The 13314-nt window shown below is 70.6% G+C and carries 14 protein-coding genes and 1 tRNA gene; 8 read left to right on the top strand and 7 right to left on the bottom strand.

What is annotated here, in order from left to right; all coding sequences use genetic code 11:
• Nucleotides 1-167: 167 nt before the first annotated feature.
• The gene (locus AC3ZJJ_RS02475; protein ID WP_489893692.1) at nucleotides 168-800 is read right to left on the bottom strand and encodes an MOSC domain-containing protein; all 633 of its coding nucleotides are present in this window, start codon (nucleotides 798-800) and stop codon (nucleotides 168-170) included.
• Between the two features lie 40 nt (nucleotides 801-840).
• Between AC3ZJJ_RS02475 and AC3ZJJ_RS02470 the strand changes: the two genes are divergently transcribed.
• A complete protein-coding gene (locus AC3ZJJ_RS02470; RefSeq protein WP_489893691.1) occupies nucleotides 841-1266 on the top strand; it encodes a hypothetical protein in 426 nt (141 codons plus the stop codon).
• A 154-nt stretch (nucleotides 1267-1420) separates the two neighbouring features.
• On the opposite strand, the gene AC3ZJJ_RS02465 is transcribed toward AC3ZJJ_RS02470, so the two are convergent.
• Entirely contained in the window at nucleotides 1421-1882 is a 462-nt protein-coding gene (locus AC3ZJJ_RS02465; RefSeq protein WP_489893690.1) for a MarR family winged helix-turn-helix transcriptional regulator, read from the bottom strand.
• A gap of 151 nt (nucleotides 1883-2033) precedes the next feature.
• Between AC3ZJJ_RS02465 and AC3ZJJ_RS02460 the strand changes: the two genes are divergently transcribed.
• The 3 genes from AC3ZJJ_RS02460 (at nucleotide 2034) to AC3ZJJ_RS02450 (ending at nucleotide 5426) form a co-directional block, all read left to right on the top strand.
• A complete protein-coding gene (locus AC3ZJJ_RS02460; RefSeq protein ID WP_489893689.1) occupies nucleotides 2034-3233 on the top strand; it encodes an MFS transporter in 1200 nt (399 codons plus the stop codon).
• A gap of 60 nt (nucleotides 3234-3293) precedes the next feature.
• Nucleotides 3294-4130, top strand: coding sequence for an aldo/keto reductase (locus AC3ZJJ_RS02455; RefSeq protein ID WP_489893688.1), 837 nt, complete (start codon nucleotides 3294-3296; stop codon nucleotides 4128-4130).
• Nucleotides 4131-4235: 105 nt separating this feature from the next.
• Nucleotides 4236-5426, top strand: coding sequence for an amidohydrolase (locus tag AC3ZJJ_RS02450; protein WP_489893687.1), 1191 nt, complete (start codon nucleotides 4236-4238; stop codon nucleotides 5424-5426).
• Between the two features lie 177 nt (nucleotides 5427-5603).
• Here the strand turns inward: AC3ZJJ_RS02450 and AC3ZJJ_RS02445 are convergent, their stop codons facing one another.
• The 3 genes from AC3ZJJ_RS02445 to AC3ZJJ_RS02435 all read right to left on the bottom strand — a co-directional run bounded on the left by AC3ZJJ_RS02445 (nucleotide 5604) and on the right by AC3ZJJ_RS02435 (nucleotide 9154).
• Nucleotides 5604-6371, bottom strand: coding sequence for an NADPH-dependent FMN reductase (locus tag AC3ZJJ_RS02445; protein WP_489893686.1), 768 nt, complete (start codon nucleotides 6369-6371; stop codon nucleotides 5604-5606).
• Between the two features lie 207 nt (nucleotides 6372-6578).
• Nucleotides 6579-7736, bottom strand: a complete 1158-nt coding sequence (locus AC3ZJJ_RS02440) for a cystathionine gamma-synthase (protein WP_489893685.1) — start codon at nucleotides 7734-7736, stop codon at nucleotides 6579-6581.
• Nucleotides 7737-7777: 41 nt separating this feature from the next.
• Nucleotides 7778-9154, bottom strand: a complete 1377-nt coding sequence (locus tag AC3ZJJ_RS02435; protein ID WP_489893684.1) for a cystathionine beta-synthase — start codon at nucleotides 9152-9154, stop codon at nucleotides 7778-7780.
• Between the two features lie 95 nt (nucleotides 9155-9249).
• On the opposite strand from AC3ZJJ_RS02435, the gene AC3ZJJ_RS02430 reads away from it, so the two are divergent.
• Together AC3ZJJ_RS02430 and AC3ZJJ_RS02425 are read left to right on the top strand one after the other, a co-directional pair.
• Complete coding sequence (locus tag AC3ZJJ_RS02430) at nucleotides 9250-10239, top strand: DNA-3-methyladenine glycosylase family protein (RefSeq protein WP_489893683.1); 990 nt, start codon at nucleotides 9250-9252, stop codon at nucleotides 10237-10239.
• Between the two features lie 94 nt (nucleotides 10240-10333).
• Complete coding sequence (locus AC3ZJJ_RS02425; RefSeq protein WP_489893682.1) at nucleotides 10334-11362, top strand: acyl-CoA thioesterase; 1029 nt, start codon at nucleotides 10334-10336, stop codon at nucleotides 11360-11362.
• A gap of 74 nt (nucleotides 11363-11436) precedes the next feature.
• Here AC3ZJJ_RS02425 and trxA read toward each other — a convergent pair whose 3' ends face one another.
• Nucleotides 11437-11823, bottom strand: coding sequence for a thioredoxin (gene trxA, locus AC3ZJJ_RS02420; RefSeq protein ID WP_489893681.1), 387 nt, complete (start codon nucleotides 11821-11823; stop codon nucleotides 11437-11439).
• 155 nt (nucleotides 11824-11978) lie between these two features.
• On the opposite strand from trxA, the gene AC3ZJJ_RS02415 reads away from it, so the two are divergent.
• Nucleotides 11979-12392 carry a hypothetical protein gene (locus tag AC3ZJJ_RS02415; RefSeq protein ID WP_489893680.1) on the top strand — a complete coding sequence of 138 codons (414 nt, stop codon included), beginning with the start codon at nucleotides 11979-11981 and terminating at the stop codon, nucleotides 12390-12392.
• Between the two features lie 105 nt (nucleotides 12393-12497).
• Here the strand turns inward: AC3ZJJ_RS02415 and AC3ZJJ_RS02410 are convergent.
• Nucleotides 12498-12579, bottom strand: a tRNA-Tyr gene (locus tag AC3ZJJ_RS02410).
• A 145-nt stretch (nucleotides 12580-12724) separates the two neighbouring features.
• On the opposite strand from AC3ZJJ_RS02410, the gene AC3ZJJ_RS02405 reads away from it, so the two are divergent.
• Nucleotides 12725-13213: a YajQ family cyclic di-GMP-binding protein gene (locus tag AC3ZJJ_RS02405; protein ID WP_489893679.1), complete on the top strand. Its 489-nt coding sequence runs from the start codon at nucleotides 12725-12727 to the stop codon at nucleotides 13211-13213.
• Nucleotides 13214-13314 lie beyond the last annotated feature (101 nt).

Raw genomic sequence — 13314 nt, 5'->3', positions numbered from 1 at the left:
CGGCGCTCCCCTATGAAAACCGCCCGATTGAAGGGCTCACATGCGGTAGCTCTTGCCTCAAATATTGGGCAGGATGCGAGGGAAGCCGGATATCGGCGAACACTTAATACTAGCCGATCCTGCCGGAGCGTGGGCGGGAGGCGGCTGTGCGCTTGCGCACACGGGCCTCAGAGGAGCCGGAGGATCTTCTCCGGAAGCGTCCAGGCGCCGGCGTCGTGCCCCTCGCGCAGCGCATCGGCCTGCTCCGGCGCCAGGCGCCGGAAGACGTCCCGGACGGTGATGCCGTGCGCCGGCGTGTGCTCGACGACGATCGGGTCCCCGGCCTTGACCGCGCCCTTGCGCACCACGCGGAGGTAGCAGCCGACGTCCGCGCGTTCGGTGAAGCGGGCGACCCACTGCGGCTCGTCCAGGCGCCGGGCGAAGGTCGAGCACGGTGTGCGCGGCAGCGTCACCTCCAGGACGACGTCGGCGCCGATCCGCCACCGCTGGCCGATCACGGCGTCCGACGTCGCGATGCCGTCAACACGCAGGTTCTCGCCGAAGAGGCCTGGCTCGACGCGGCGGCCCAGCTCCTCGCCCCACCGCCGCGCCTCCTCCTCCGAGTAGGCGTAGACGGCCTGGTCCTCGCCGCCGTGGTGCTCGCGGGACGCCTGGACGTCGGCGTAGACGCCGAGGGGGCCCACCTTGACGGGCCCGTCCACGTGACGCTTGTCGATCGCGGTCACACCCACGGGGCCGCGGTCCGGGATCAGCTGGTGGACGCGGCAGACGGCGGCGAGGACTCCGGAGGCTCTTTCCATGGCTCCATGCTAGGCGGACGCCTCCGCTAGGCTCGGAATCGTGAAGAAACTCCCGGGAACCCTGCGCGCGGCCCTGCTCTGGTGGGCCGCCATGGCCGTCGCGGCGCTGGGCTTCGCCGCCGCCGCCGGCGGCAACGCCCAGGTCGCCTCGGACAACGACCGGCTGGGGCTCGTGGCGCTGGCCGCCGTCCTCGCCCTGCTGGGCGTGCTGGTGGGCTACGGCGCGTGGCAGTTGTCCCGGGGCAAGCTCGCGGGACGCGGCAGCCTGACCACCTTCGGCCTGATCGGCGGGGTGCCCCTGCTATTTCGCGGCCCGCGGCTGGGCGTGCTCGCCGTCGGGCTGCTGATCGGCGTGCTGCTGCTGTGGCTCCCGCCCAGCCTGGAGTACTTCAAGGCCCAGGCCCGCGCCGCCCGAGCTCGGCGCAAGGCCGAGCGCGCGGCGACCCGCCGCCCCACGCGCCGCTAACCCGCGCCCGCCACCGCACCCCATCACCCCCCACCACCGCACACCGGCACCCCACCGCCGGAAGTGGACATTTCCGGGGGTTAACGAACTGTGGGATTGTCCACTTCCGGAGGTGGGGCGGGCATTAGGGCGGACTGACACGGCCGCCCTAGGGCTAGACCGACTCTTGCGGCAGCGGCGCCAGAGACTCCAGGACGTCGACGACGGGCGCCAGCTCCGGCGTCGCCCTGGCCTCCTCCAGCGCCGCCCCGAGCGTCGCGTCATGCACCGGCCGCGTCGACTCCAGCAGCTTCCGGCCGGCGGCCGTCAGCTCCGTATACACGCCCCGCCGGTCGTCGAGGCACAGGATGCGCGTCAGGAGCGCGCGGTCCTCCAGGCGGTTGACGAGCCGCGTCGTGGCGCTGCTGCTCAGGGCCGCGGCGCGCGCCAGCTGCTGCATGCGCATGTGCCAGCCGTCCTGGCGGCTCAGCGCGTCCAGAACGGTGTATTCGACGACGGACAGCCCGGCCTCGGCCTGCAGCGCCCGCTCGAGCTCTGCCTCGATCAGCCCGTGGAGCGCCGCGAGCGTGCGCCACCCCTGGGCGCGGACCTCGACGGCGTCGTCCCTGATTCCCATGTGGCGTTCCTCTCCATCCTGCCGGGCGGGCCCGGTCGCGCTTGCGCAGATACCCGGCGCATGCAACTATTTACCAAGCGTCTGCAACTACCTGCTTCAGCAACTACCAGCGCCTGCACTTTCATCCAGTATACGAAGGAAACGAGGAACGATGCCCATCGGACTCTTGGCCCTGGCCATCGGCGGATTCGGGATCGGACTCACCGAGTTTGTGATCGCCGGCCTGCTGCCCGAGGTCGCCGCCGACCTGAGCGTCGACGAGGCGGCCGCGGGGTGGCTGATCTCCGGCTACGCGCTCGGGGTCGCGGTCGGGGCGATCGCCCTCACCGCCGCCGTCATCCGCCAGCCACGCAAGCGCGTGCTGCTCGGGCTGATGGTGCTGTTCATCGCCGGCAACCTGGTCTCGGCAACGGCCCCGGACTACCAGCTCATGCTGATCGGACGCATCATCGCGTCCCTGTGCCACGGAGCGTTCTTCGGCATCGGCTCCGTGGTCGCCGCGGACATGGTCGCCAAGGACAAGCGCTCCGCCGCCATCGCCGTGATGTTCACCGGCCTGACGCTCGCCAACGTCCTTGGCGTCCCGTTCGGCACCTTCATCGGCCAGGCCTTCGGCTGGCGCGCGACGTTCTGGGCCATCACCGGCATCGGCGTGCTCGCCTTCGCCGGCATCGCGGCCCTCGTGCCGGCGTCGGCCAACGCAGCCGGGAACGCGTCCCTCCGCGGCGAACTGCGCGCCTTCCGCTCCGGCCAGGTCTGGCTGTCGCTCGCGGTGACAGTCCTCGGCTTCGGCGGCATGTTCGGCGCCTTCACCTACATCGCCTACACGCTCACCGAGGTCGGCGGCTTCCCGACGGGCGCCGTCCCGTGGCTGCTGGTGCTCTTCGGCGCGGGACTCTTCGCCGGCAATATCGCCGGCGGGAAGGCAGCGGACCGACGCCTCGACCCGACGCTGCTGGTCCTGCTCGCTGGACTGACGATCGTGTTGGCGGCGTTCGCGCTCCTCGCCGCGAGCCGGCCGGCAACCTTCGTGCTGCTGGTGCTGATGGGCGGATTCGGCTTCGGCACCGTCCCCGGGCTGCAGACCCGCATCATGGGCTACGCGCCGCACGCGGCGACCCTCGCCTCCAGCGCGAACATCGCGGCCTTCAACATCGGCAATGCCCTCGGCGCCTGGATCGGCGGGATCTCCATCGCGGCCGGCTTGGGCTACACGTCCCCGCTGTGGGCCGGATCCGGGCTGACCGCCGTCGCCCTGGCCGTGATGGCCGCCGCTGCGCTCGCCGCCCGCCAGGCCCGTCCCGCCGCCCCGCGGACGGCGCCCGAGCCCGTGGCCGCGCCCGTCGCCTGAGGCCGCCGCCCTCCCGGCACCGCCCCACCAACCATCCCCACCCCTCACCAAGGAGACCCGATGTCCACCACGCCCACCCTCCCCACCGTCACACTCAACAACGGCCACCAGATGCCCCAGCTCGGCTTCGGCGTTTTCCAGGTGCCCGACGCCGAAACCACCACCGCGGTCGCCTCGGCGCTCGACGCCGGGTACCGAAGCATCGACACGGCCTCCGTCTACGGGAACGAGGCCGGGGTGGGCCGGGCGATCGCCGACTCCGGCATCCCCCGCGGCGACCTGTTCGTCACCACCAAGATCTGGAACTCCGACCAGGGATACGACGCCGCGCTCGCGGCCTACGATGCAAGCCTGGCGAAGCTGGGCCTGGACTACGCCGACCTGTACCTGATCCACTGGCCCGCCCCGGCGCTCGGCCTGTACGCCGAGACGTGGCGGGCGCTGGAGCGGCTCCTAGCGGAGGGCCGGGTCCGGGCGATCGGGGTGTCCAACTTCGAGCCGGAACATCTTGAGGCGCTCGCCCGGAACTCCGACGTCGTGCCCGCCGTCAACCAGATCGAGCTGCATCCCGCGCTGCAGCAGGCGTCGGTCCGCGCAGCGAACGCCGCGCGAGGCATCGCGACCCAGGCCTGGAGCCCGCTGGCGCAGGGCGGCGTGTTGGGCGACCCCGCCATTGCCGCCATCGCGGCACGCCACGGCCGCAGCCCCGCCCAGGTCGTCCTGCGCTGGCACCTCCAGCAGGGGCGCATCGCGATCCCGAAGTCGGTCACGCCGTCGCGCATCCGCGAAAACCTCGACGTCTTCGGCTTCGAGCTGGACGCCTCGGAGCTGGCCGCCGTCGACGCGCTGGACCGCGGGGGCCGCACGGGGCCGGACCCGCGGACCTTCAACGGCTGATCGGGGCCGGGCGCCGGACGCGCGGCGCCCGGTGTCCCGGGTCACCCCGCCGCCGGTTCGGCACTAGGGTCGAAGTACCCCTGCCGCACCGAAAGGACCACCACCGTGACCCTGCTTGCCATCACCAACGCCCACGTCGTCCCCATCGAAGGCGAGCCGTACGACGGGACCGTGGTCGTCCGCGACGGGAAGATCGCCGAGGCCGGCCCGGAGGTGCGCGTGCCGGACGGCGCGGAGCTCCTGGACGCCGCCGGCCGGTGGCTGCTGCCGGGGTTTGTGGACGCGCACGTCCACCTGGGCATGCATCCGGAGGGCGAGAACGGCTCGACGTCGGACGTGAACGAGATGACGGACCCGATCATGGCCGCCGTGCGGGCGATCGACGCCGTCGACCCGTTCGACACGGGCTTCGACGACGCGCTGGCCGGGGGCGTGACCACCGTCAACGTCAACCCGGGCTCCGGCAATCCGGTGGGCGGCCTGGCCGTCGCGATCCACACGCATGGCCGCTACATCGAGGAGATGGTTCTGCGCTCCCCCAGCGGCCTGAAGTCGGCGCTCGGCGAGAACCCCAAGCGCATCTACGGCGAGCGCAAACAGACGCCGGCCACGCGCCTCGGGACGGCCATGGTCATCCGCAAGGCCTTTATGGACGCTCGGAACTACATGGCCAAGGCGGATCCGCAGGCGATCGATCCGAAGCTGGAGGCGCTGGCCATGGTGCTGCGGCGGGAGATTCCGTGGCGGCAGCACTGCCACCGGGCGGACGACATCGCGACCGCGCTGCGCCTAGCGGACGAGTTCGGCTACGAACTGGTGCTGGACCACGGGACCGAGGCCCACGTGCTCGGGGACGTCCTCGCCGAGCGCGGGGTCCCGGTCCTGATCGGTCCGCTGTTCACCACGAAGTCTAAGGTGGAGCTCCGCGGCCGCTCGCTGGCCAACCCCGGGAAGCTGGCCCGCGCCGGCGTCGAAATCTCGATCATCACGGACCACCCGGTCATCCCCATCCACTTCCTGGTCCACCAGTGCACGCTCGCGGTGAAGGAGGGGCTGGACCCGGTGACGGCGTTGCGATCCATCACCATCAACCCCGCCAAGGTCCTGGGATTGGCCGACAGGATCGGCTCGATCGAGGCGGGCAAGGAATCGGATCTGGTCCTCTGGTCCGGCGACCCGCTGGACGTGATGCAACGGGCGCTGCGCGTCTGGATCGGCGGCCGCCAGGTCATGGAGTACGACGCCGAGGCAGGCACCCCGAGGGTGGTCGACCGCCGCGCCAACGCGGCGCGCTAGCCCCGACCCCCGGGCCGGGCCGCCCTCGCCCCACCCGGTCCCGCCCTCGCACGCCCCTTCCCGCCCGACAAAAGACCACGCGAAGTGGACGGCACCTCGGCTAACTAGCCGTGGGACCGTCCACTTCGCGTGGCTGGGACTGGGGTGGGGGCTGGGCCGTGGCGCTAGGCCGTGGCGCTAGGCCGTGGCGGAGGCGAGCATGCCGGCGCGGACCGCCGCGAAGCTGCGCGTCCAGGGAACCAGCTGGTCCAGGACCGGCGCGAGTGAGGCCGCCTGCTGCTCGGTGGGCCTGAACGTTGAGAACTCCTCGAAATCGGTGAAGAGGGAGAACATTCCGGTCTTCTGCACGTGCGCCACCTGCAGCTCGGACAGGACGTGGCGCAGGTGCTCCACCGAACGCGCGCCGTACGCCGAGCCGTAGGCCACGATCCCGGCCGCCTTGTTGTTGAACTCCGCGTTCACGAAAGACAGGGCGTTTGCCAGGGCCGGCGCGACGGAGTGGTTGTACTCCGGCGTGACGAAGACATAGCCGTCGAACTCCGCGATCCGCGCGGCGAAGGACACGGTGTGGTCCTTTTGGTAGTTCTGGTAGGCCGCGGGGTAGGCCTCGTCCAGCAGCGGGAGCTTGAAGTCGGCGATGTCCAGCAGCTCGTAGCTGGCGTCGCCGCGCCGCCGGGCCTGGGCGAGGACCCACTCGGCCACCCCGCGGTTAACGCGGTTTGGCCGGGTCGAGCCCGTGACGACGGCGATGCGCGGGAGGTCGGAGCCGGCCCCGACCACGGGGACCGACGCGGTCGTCGGAGCCGTGGCGCGGACGGCGTCGGACGGCGCTGCCGCCTCGGTTGCGGCGGAGTGGGCGCCCGTCGGGGCGGACTTGCGGAAGAGCTTCGAGAACCAGGACATGGCGGCCTCCGGGGCGGTCGGAACGAATAATTGAACTTTCAATCATCCTACCGCGTCGTCACGTGAAACGTCAACCTTTGTGCGCCCATGGCCGCCCACCCCGGCTACGCAGGAGGCCCGCCCCGCGCCCCAACCGCCGGAAGTGGACATCCCAGCGGGTAACTACTGGGGGAAATGTCCACTTCCGGCAGTTGGAGGGGAGGGAGCGGGCGGGCTGGAGGGCCATGCGGCCCATGCGGCCCATGCGGCCTACAGCTGGGCGAAGGCCTGCTCCAGGTCCGCGATCAGGTCCTCGACGTCCTCGATCCCGCAGGACAGCCGGAGCAGGTTGACGGGCACGGCCAGCTCGGTGCCCTTGACCGACGCGTGCGTCATCTCGGACGGGTAGTTCATCAGCGACTCGATGCCGCCGAGGGACTCCGCCAGCGTGAACACGCGCGTGGACTCGGCGATCTTGCGGGCCGCCGCTTTGCCCCCGGCGAACTGGACCGAGACCATGCCGCCGAAGCCGCGCATCTGCCTCTTGGCCAGCTCGTGTCCCGGGTGGTCCGGCAGCCCCGGGTAGAGGACGCTTTCCACCTCCGGGCGCGTCAGCAGCCACTCGGCCACGGCCTGGCCGTTGCTCGAGTGGCGGTCCATGCGCACGCCGAGCGTCTTGAGGCCTCGGGTGGTGAGGAACGCGTCCAGCGGCCCGGAGACCGCGCCGACGGCGAACTGGATAAAGCCGATCTTCTCGGCCAGTTCTGCGTCGTTCACCACAACGGCGCCGCCGACGACGTCGGAGTGGCCGCCGATGTACTTGGTGGTGGAGTGCACCACGATGTCAGCGCCGAGGTCCAGCGGCTGCTGGAGGTACGGCGACGCGAAGGTGTTGTCCACAACCAGAAGGGCCCCGGCGTCGTGCGTGATCTCCGCGATGGCCTGGATGTCGCTGATCTTCATCATGGGGTTGGACGGCGTCTCGAGCCAGACCAGCTTGGTCGGGTTGGCGGCGACGGCGGCGCGGACCGCGTCGAGGTCCGCCATGTCCACCGGCTTGTTGCCGATGCCCCACTCCCCCAGGACCCGACTGATCAGCCGGTACGTGCCGCCGTAGGCGTCGTTGCCGAGCACGATGTGGTCGCCGGGGCGGGTCAGCGCCCTGATGATCGCGTCCTCGGCGGCGAGCCCCGAGGAGAAGGAGAACGCGTGGTTTCCGTTCTCGACGCCGGCGAGCTGCTCCTGCAGCGAGTCGCGCGTGGGGTTGGTGCCGCGCCCGTACTCGTAGCCGTCGCGGAGGCCGCCGATGCCGTCCTGCGCGTAGGTGGTGGAAAAGTGCACGGGCGGCACAACGGCGCCCGTGCGGGGCTCGAAGTCCTGGCCGGCGTGGACGGCGCGGGTATTGAAGCCCGAGGTGGGGTTGCTCATCTTCAGTCTCCTTCGTGCGTGGGGTGCTAGTGCGTGGGGTGCTAGTGCGTGAGGTAGTTCAGCAGGTCGTGGCGGGTGACAACGCCAATGGCGTTGCCGTCGCGCGTGACCAGAAGGGCGTCCTGGTGCTGGAGCTTGGTGCGGGCGGCCGCGATGGACTCCTGCGCGCCGATCAGCTCCATGGGCGTGGACACCAGGTCGGCGATCGCGTCCGTCAGCGCGATGTCGCCGCGGAACAGCCCGGCGGTCAGGGTGCGCTCGTCGATGCTCCCGCGTACCTCGCCGATGCGGACCGGGGGTTCGGCGGAGAGCACGGGGAGTGTGGAGACGCCGTATTCGTTCATGATGCCGATGACGTCGCGGACCGACTCCTGCGCGTGCGTGTGCACGAGGTCGGGCAGGTCCCCGGACTTGTTGGCCAGCAGCGCGGCCACCGTGTCCACGCGCTCGTCCGCGGTGAAGCCGTAGGAGCGCATCCACTCGTCGTTGAAGATCTTGGCAAGGTAGCCGCGCCCGCCGTCGGGCAGGATCACGACGACGACGGCGTCCTCGGGCAGGTCGCGCGCGGCGCGAAGGGCCGCCACGACGGCCATGCCCGACGAACCGCCGACCAGCAGGCCCTCCTCGCGGGCGAGTCGCCGGGTCATGGCGAAGGAGTCGGCGTCGCTGACCGCGACGACCTCGTCCGGCACGGCGGGATCGTAGTTGCCGGGCCACATGTCCTCGCCGACGCCCTCGACGAAGTAGGGGCGGCCGGTGCCGCCGGAGTAGACCGAGCCGTCGGGGTCCGCGCCGATGACCTTGACGGCGCCGGACGCGCGGTCCCTGGACACCTCCTTGAGGTAGCGGCCCGTGCCGGTGATGGTTCCGCCCGTTCCGGCCCCGATGACGACGTGCGTGACCGTGCCGTCGGTGTCGCGCCAGATCTCCGGCCCCGTGGTCTCGTAGTGGCTCTCCGGCGCGGCCGGGTTGGAGAACTGGTCCGGCTTGTAGGCGCCGGGGATCTCCCGGACCAGGCGGTCGGACACGCCGTAGTACGACTCGGGGGAATCGGGTGCGACGGCGGTGGGCGTCACGACGACCTCGGCGCCGTAGGCACGCAGCACGTCGCGCTTCTCCTCGCCGACCTTGTCCGGCGTGACGAAGACCGTCTTGTAGCCCTTGAGCTGGCCAACGAGCGCCAACCCGACGCCGGTGTTCCCCGACGTCGGCTCCACGATGGTTCCGCCGGGCTTCAGGTCGCCGGAGGCCTCGGCGTTCTCCACCATCTTCAGCGCAATCCGGTCCTTGATGCTGCCGCCCGGGTTCAGGTATTCGAGCTTCACGAGGACGGTGGCCTTGATGTCCCCCGTGACGTGGGCGAGCTTGACGAGGGGCGTGTTGCCGATGAGATCCAGGACGGAATTGGCGTATTTCATGCCCAAGACTCTACCCGCGGGGCAAACTTGGCGCCCCACCGGGCGCAACCCGCCGTCATGCCGGTTCCGCCGGCGCCGGGTGGCACCATGGTGGCATGACAGTCTCCGATGCGGCCATCGATCCGGGCCTGCCCGCCGCCGAGGCCGAGTCGGAATGGATCGCGGAGGGACCGTACTCCCTCGCGTCCACGCTGGGCGTCCTGCAGCGCGGCTCCCATGACCCGTGCGTCCGGGTCGCCGGCCGCTCCGCCTGGCTGTGCTTCGACACCGCGGCCGGTCCCTCCTCCCTGTTCCTGTCCCAATCCGCCCGGCCTGGCCCGCAGGACGGGCCGACGGCCGTGGCGGTCCGCGCGTGGGGCCCCGGGGCGGCCGCCGCCGTGGCCTCGGCCCCCGGCCTGCTCGGCGCCGGCGACGACTGGGCCGGCTTCGACGCCCCCGACTTCCACACCACGCTTCCACGCATGGTCTCGCAGGCGCGGCGCCGCCACTCCGGCATCCGGCTGCCCTCGACGGGGCGGGTGTTCGACGCGCTGGTGCCGGTGATCCTCGAACAGAAGGTGACGACCATCGAGGCGCGGCACGCGTGGCGGTACTTGGCCGGGAGGTTCGGGACTCCCGCGCCCGGGCCGGTGCCCCCGGGCATGCGCATAGCGCCGGGTCCGCGCCAGCTGCGCCGGATCGGCAGCTGGGAGTGGCACGCGGCGCGCGTGGACATCTCCCGCCGGACCACCATCATGCGGGCGGTGGAGGCCGCGGCGGGGCTGGACCGGCTGGGCGCCCTCCCGCTGTCCGCGGGGCCGGGCGCGAAGCTGCGGACCGTGCCGGGGATCGGCCCGTGGACGGCCGCGGAGGTCCTGCAGCGCACGCACGGCGACCCCGACTCCGTCTCCGTCGGCGACTACCACCTCGCCGCCTACGTCGGCCACGCCCTCACGGGGCGCGCCACGGACGACGCCGGCATGCTCGAGCTCCTGAGCCCCTGGGCCGGGCACCGGCAGCGCGTGGTCCGCATGTTGGTGCTGTCCGGATTCCGCAAGCCCTCGTTCGGGCCGCGGCTCGCCCCCATGGACCACCGACGGCGCTAGCCGGGCGGAGCGGCCGCGACACATGATCGACTCCCGGCGCGCCGGTGGGTCAGACTGTGCACAGGACACATCGGCACGGCGGGGAGGAAACACCATGGAGGTCGGGGAAACGACGGCGGACGGCACGGACGGCGCGGCCGTCCAGGGACAGAACGTCACCACGCTCAGGTTCCTTGCGGCCCCCATGGACGTCGGGCACAGCGGCACGGTGGACGCGGGAACCATTCTGGAGTGGGTCGACAAGGCGGCCTACGCGGCCGCCGTCGCGTGGGCAAAGTCCTACTGCGTCACCGCCTACGTCGGGAACATCCACTTCGCCGATCCCGTGCAGGTCGGGGACATGGTCGAACTCGAGGCCCGGATCGTGCACACCGGCAGGTCCTCGATGCACATCCTCACCACCGTGACGTCCGGAGATCCGCGGACGTTCGGGGACGCCGGCGTACAGGCCGACGCGCGCAGCCAGTGCCTGGTCATCTTCGTGGCCGTGGACGACGCCGGCAAGCCCGTCCCTGTCACGCCGTTCGTTCCGGCGACGGCGGCCGAACGCGGGCAGGAGGCCAGCGCGATCGCGCGGGTCGATGTCCGCAAGCGGATCGTCGAGGCGATGGGGCGCGTCTCCTACACCGACGAGGGGACGGCGGAGCGCGTGGTCCTGCGGTTCCTCGCCGCTCCGTCGGACGTCAACTGGGGCGGCAAGGTGCACGGCGGCATCGTGATGGATTGGATCGACGAGGCGGCCTACGTGTGCGCGACGCGCTACTGCGGCAGGGACGCCGTGGCCGTGTTCTCAGGTGGCGTGCGCTTCTACCGCCCCCTCCTCATCGGCCACGTCGTGGAGGTGGAGGCGCGGCTCGTCTACACCGGCAACAAGGGTATGCACATCGCCGTGCACGTGCGCTCGGGCGATCCGAAGACGCGAGAAATGGAGCTGACGACGTACTGCATGACCGTGATGGTGGCGCGGGACGAGCAGGGCTCGGCCGTGCCCGTCCCGGTCTGGGTGCCGGTCAGCGGCGAGGACCGGTCCCTGCACGACCACGCGCGGGAGCTGATCTCCATCCGTGGTTCGGCGCCGGGCAACCGCCTGCCGGACCACCTGCTGCCGGCGCGGGGGCAGTAGCGGATCCGACCGGAATCGTCGCCGGCCCGCGGGACCCGGGCGGCCGCGCGGGTCCCCCATTGCCGTTGTGGCGCCTACGTGGCGGCGGGGTCCTTGTCGGCGGCGTCCTGCGACGCGAGCTGGGCGTGGACCTCCTGCATGTCGATGCCCTTGACCGCCTCGACCAGGTCTTCGAACTGCGACGCGCCCATGGCTCCGGGCTGCGAAAACACCAGGACCTTGTCCCGGAACGCCATCAGCGTGGGGATCGACGTGATGCCCGCCGCCGCGGCCAGCCCCTGTTCCGCCTCCGTGTCCACCTTCGCGAACACGACGTCGGAATACTTCTCCGACGCGGCCTGGAAGACGGGCGCAAACTGCCGGCAGGGTCCGCACCAGGCCGCCCAGAAGTCAACGAACACGATGTCGTTGTCCTCAAGCGTCTGTGCGAACTGGGCCTCGGTGATGTCGATGGTTGCCATGTGACAACGGTAGCCCTTGGACCCCGGGGCTGTCTCGCCCGCCGCACGACGCCGTGCGCGAGCCGAGTTGTCCACAATGCGCCGGCTTCCGCCCCGCACCCGTTCCGCTCGGCCTAGCCTCGGTACCCCAGAGGCATTTACGAGAGGACCACGCCATGCCGCGCCGCACACTGCTGATCATTGTGGAAAGGCACCTGCTCAAGGACGCGATTGTCCAGGGCCTCGCCCTGGCGGAGGGCTACGAGGAGATGGTGCCCGGGTCCTTGGCGGACGTTCGGAGGGAGCTGTACGCCGTGGGCGAGGCGGCCCGGATCCAACGCAGGACCAGGCTGCCCTCCGTGCTCCGCAATCCCTCGAGCGCCGGCACCTCCACCGGCGCCGTCCACGCCATGTGGTCCGGGGGCCTGTGGAGCACCCCGTCCAACTGCGCCCTTGCGCCGCCGGACGCGAACGGTGCAACCGACTGGCAGTGGGCGCACTACAACGCCGTGATGGGTGCCGCACCGACCGCGCACTTCCTGCTGTGGGACGTCTACTGGCGGGCCGAGGAAGGCAGTTTGGCGGCCTGACGGGTCCCGACGCCGAACGGGGTCCGGGGACCGGGGTTTCAGGGGCAACGAAAAACCCCGGACCCTAAGGTCCGGGGTTTCCGGTGGTCCGTTGCCGGACACATGTGGCAGATACTGGATTCGAACCAGTGAAGGCAATGCCAGCTGATTTACAGTCAGCCCCCTTTGGCCGCTCGGGTAATCTGCCGAACGCTCCGTAATGGAACGAGAAGAAACTTTACCTAAGTTTTGCCGCAGAATCGAATCGGGGCGTCCGGCCGCCCCGCCGGGCCTTCGCGGGCCGCTCCCGGTACGCTGGAACGCAACATAACCCGTCTACCAGGAGGACTCCCATGGCGAGCGATTCCACGTTCGATGTTGTCAGCAAGGTCGACACCCAAGAGGTGTCCAACGCCCTGAACCAGGCCCAGAAGGAAATCGCCCAGCGCTACGACTTCAAGGGAGTCGGCGCGGAGATCGACTTCAGCGGCGACACCATCCTGATGAAGGCCAACTCGGAAGAACGCGTCAAGGCGATCCTCGACGTCTTCCAGACCAAGCTGGTGAAGCGCAACATCAGTTTGAAGTCCCTGGACGCCGGAGAGCCCTTCGCCTCGGGCAAGGAGTACCGCATCGAGGCGAGCATCAAGGAGGGCATTGCCCAGGACGTCGCCAAGAAGATCAACAAGCTGATCCGCGACGAGGGCCCCAAGGGCGTCAAGTCGACCATCCAGGGCGACGAGCTTCGCGTCTCGTCGAAGTCGCGCGACGACCTGCAGGCCACCATGGCGCTACTGCGCAACTTCGAGGACGCGGACCTTCAGTTCGTGAACATGCGCTAGCGGCCACACACGCCACCGCGCACGCGAAAGGGCGGGGCGCGCACTCCCCCCGGGGTGCGCGCCCCGCCCGATTTCAATGCCGCGGATGGGCGGCCACCGCT

The organism is Arthrobacter sp. AOP29-A2-19 (genome assembly GCF_058138025.1).
This window is presented reverse-complemented; position numbering and strand designations above follow the sequence as displayed.

Coding starts and splice junctions, on each gene's coding strand:
- trxA (WP_489893681.1), bottom strand. CDS start 11,823: ATGGCAACCATCGACATCACCGAGGCCCAGTTCGCACAGACGCTTGAG.
- AC3ZJJ_RS02415 (WP_489893680.1), top strand. CDS start 11,979: ATGCCGCGCCGCACACTGCTGATCATTGTGGAAAGGCACCTGCTCAAG.
- AC3ZJJ_RS02455 (WP_489893688.1), top strand. CDS start 3,294: ATGTCCACCACGCCCACCCTCCCCACCGTCACACTCAACAACGGCCAC.
- AC3ZJJ_RS02435 (WP_489893684.1), bottom strand. CDS start 9,154: ATGAAATACGCCAATTCCGTCCTGGATCTCATCGGCAACACGCCCCTC.
- AC3ZJJ_RS02440 (WP_489893685.1), bottom strand. CDS start 7,736: ATGAGCAACCCCACCTCGGGCTTCAATACCCGCGCCGTCCACGCCGGC.
- AC3ZJJ_RS02425 (WP_489893682.1), top strand. CDS start 10,334: ATGGAGGTCGGGGAAACGACGGCGGACGGCACGGACGGCGCGGCCGTC.
- AC3ZJJ_RS02430 (WP_489893683.1), top strand. CDS start 9,250: ATGACAGTCTCCGATGCGGCCATCGATCCGGGCCTGCCCGCCGCCGAG.
- AC3ZJJ_RS02405 (WP_489893679.1), top strand. CDS start 12,725: ATGGCGAGCGATTCCACGTTCGATGTTGTCAGCAAGGTCGACACCCAA.
- AC3ZJJ_RS02465 (WP_489893690.1), bottom strand. CDS start 1,882: ATGGGAATCAGGGACGACGCCGTCGAGGTCCGCGCCCAGGGGTGGCGC.
- AC3ZJJ_RS02460 (WP_489893689.1), top strand. CDS start 2,034: ATGCCCATCGGACTCTTGGCCCTGGCCATCGGCGGATTCGGGATCGGA.
- AC3ZJJ_RS02475 (WP_489893692.1), bottom strand. CDS start 800: ATGGAAAGAGCCTCCGGAGTCCTCGCCGCCGTCTGCCGCGTCCACCAG.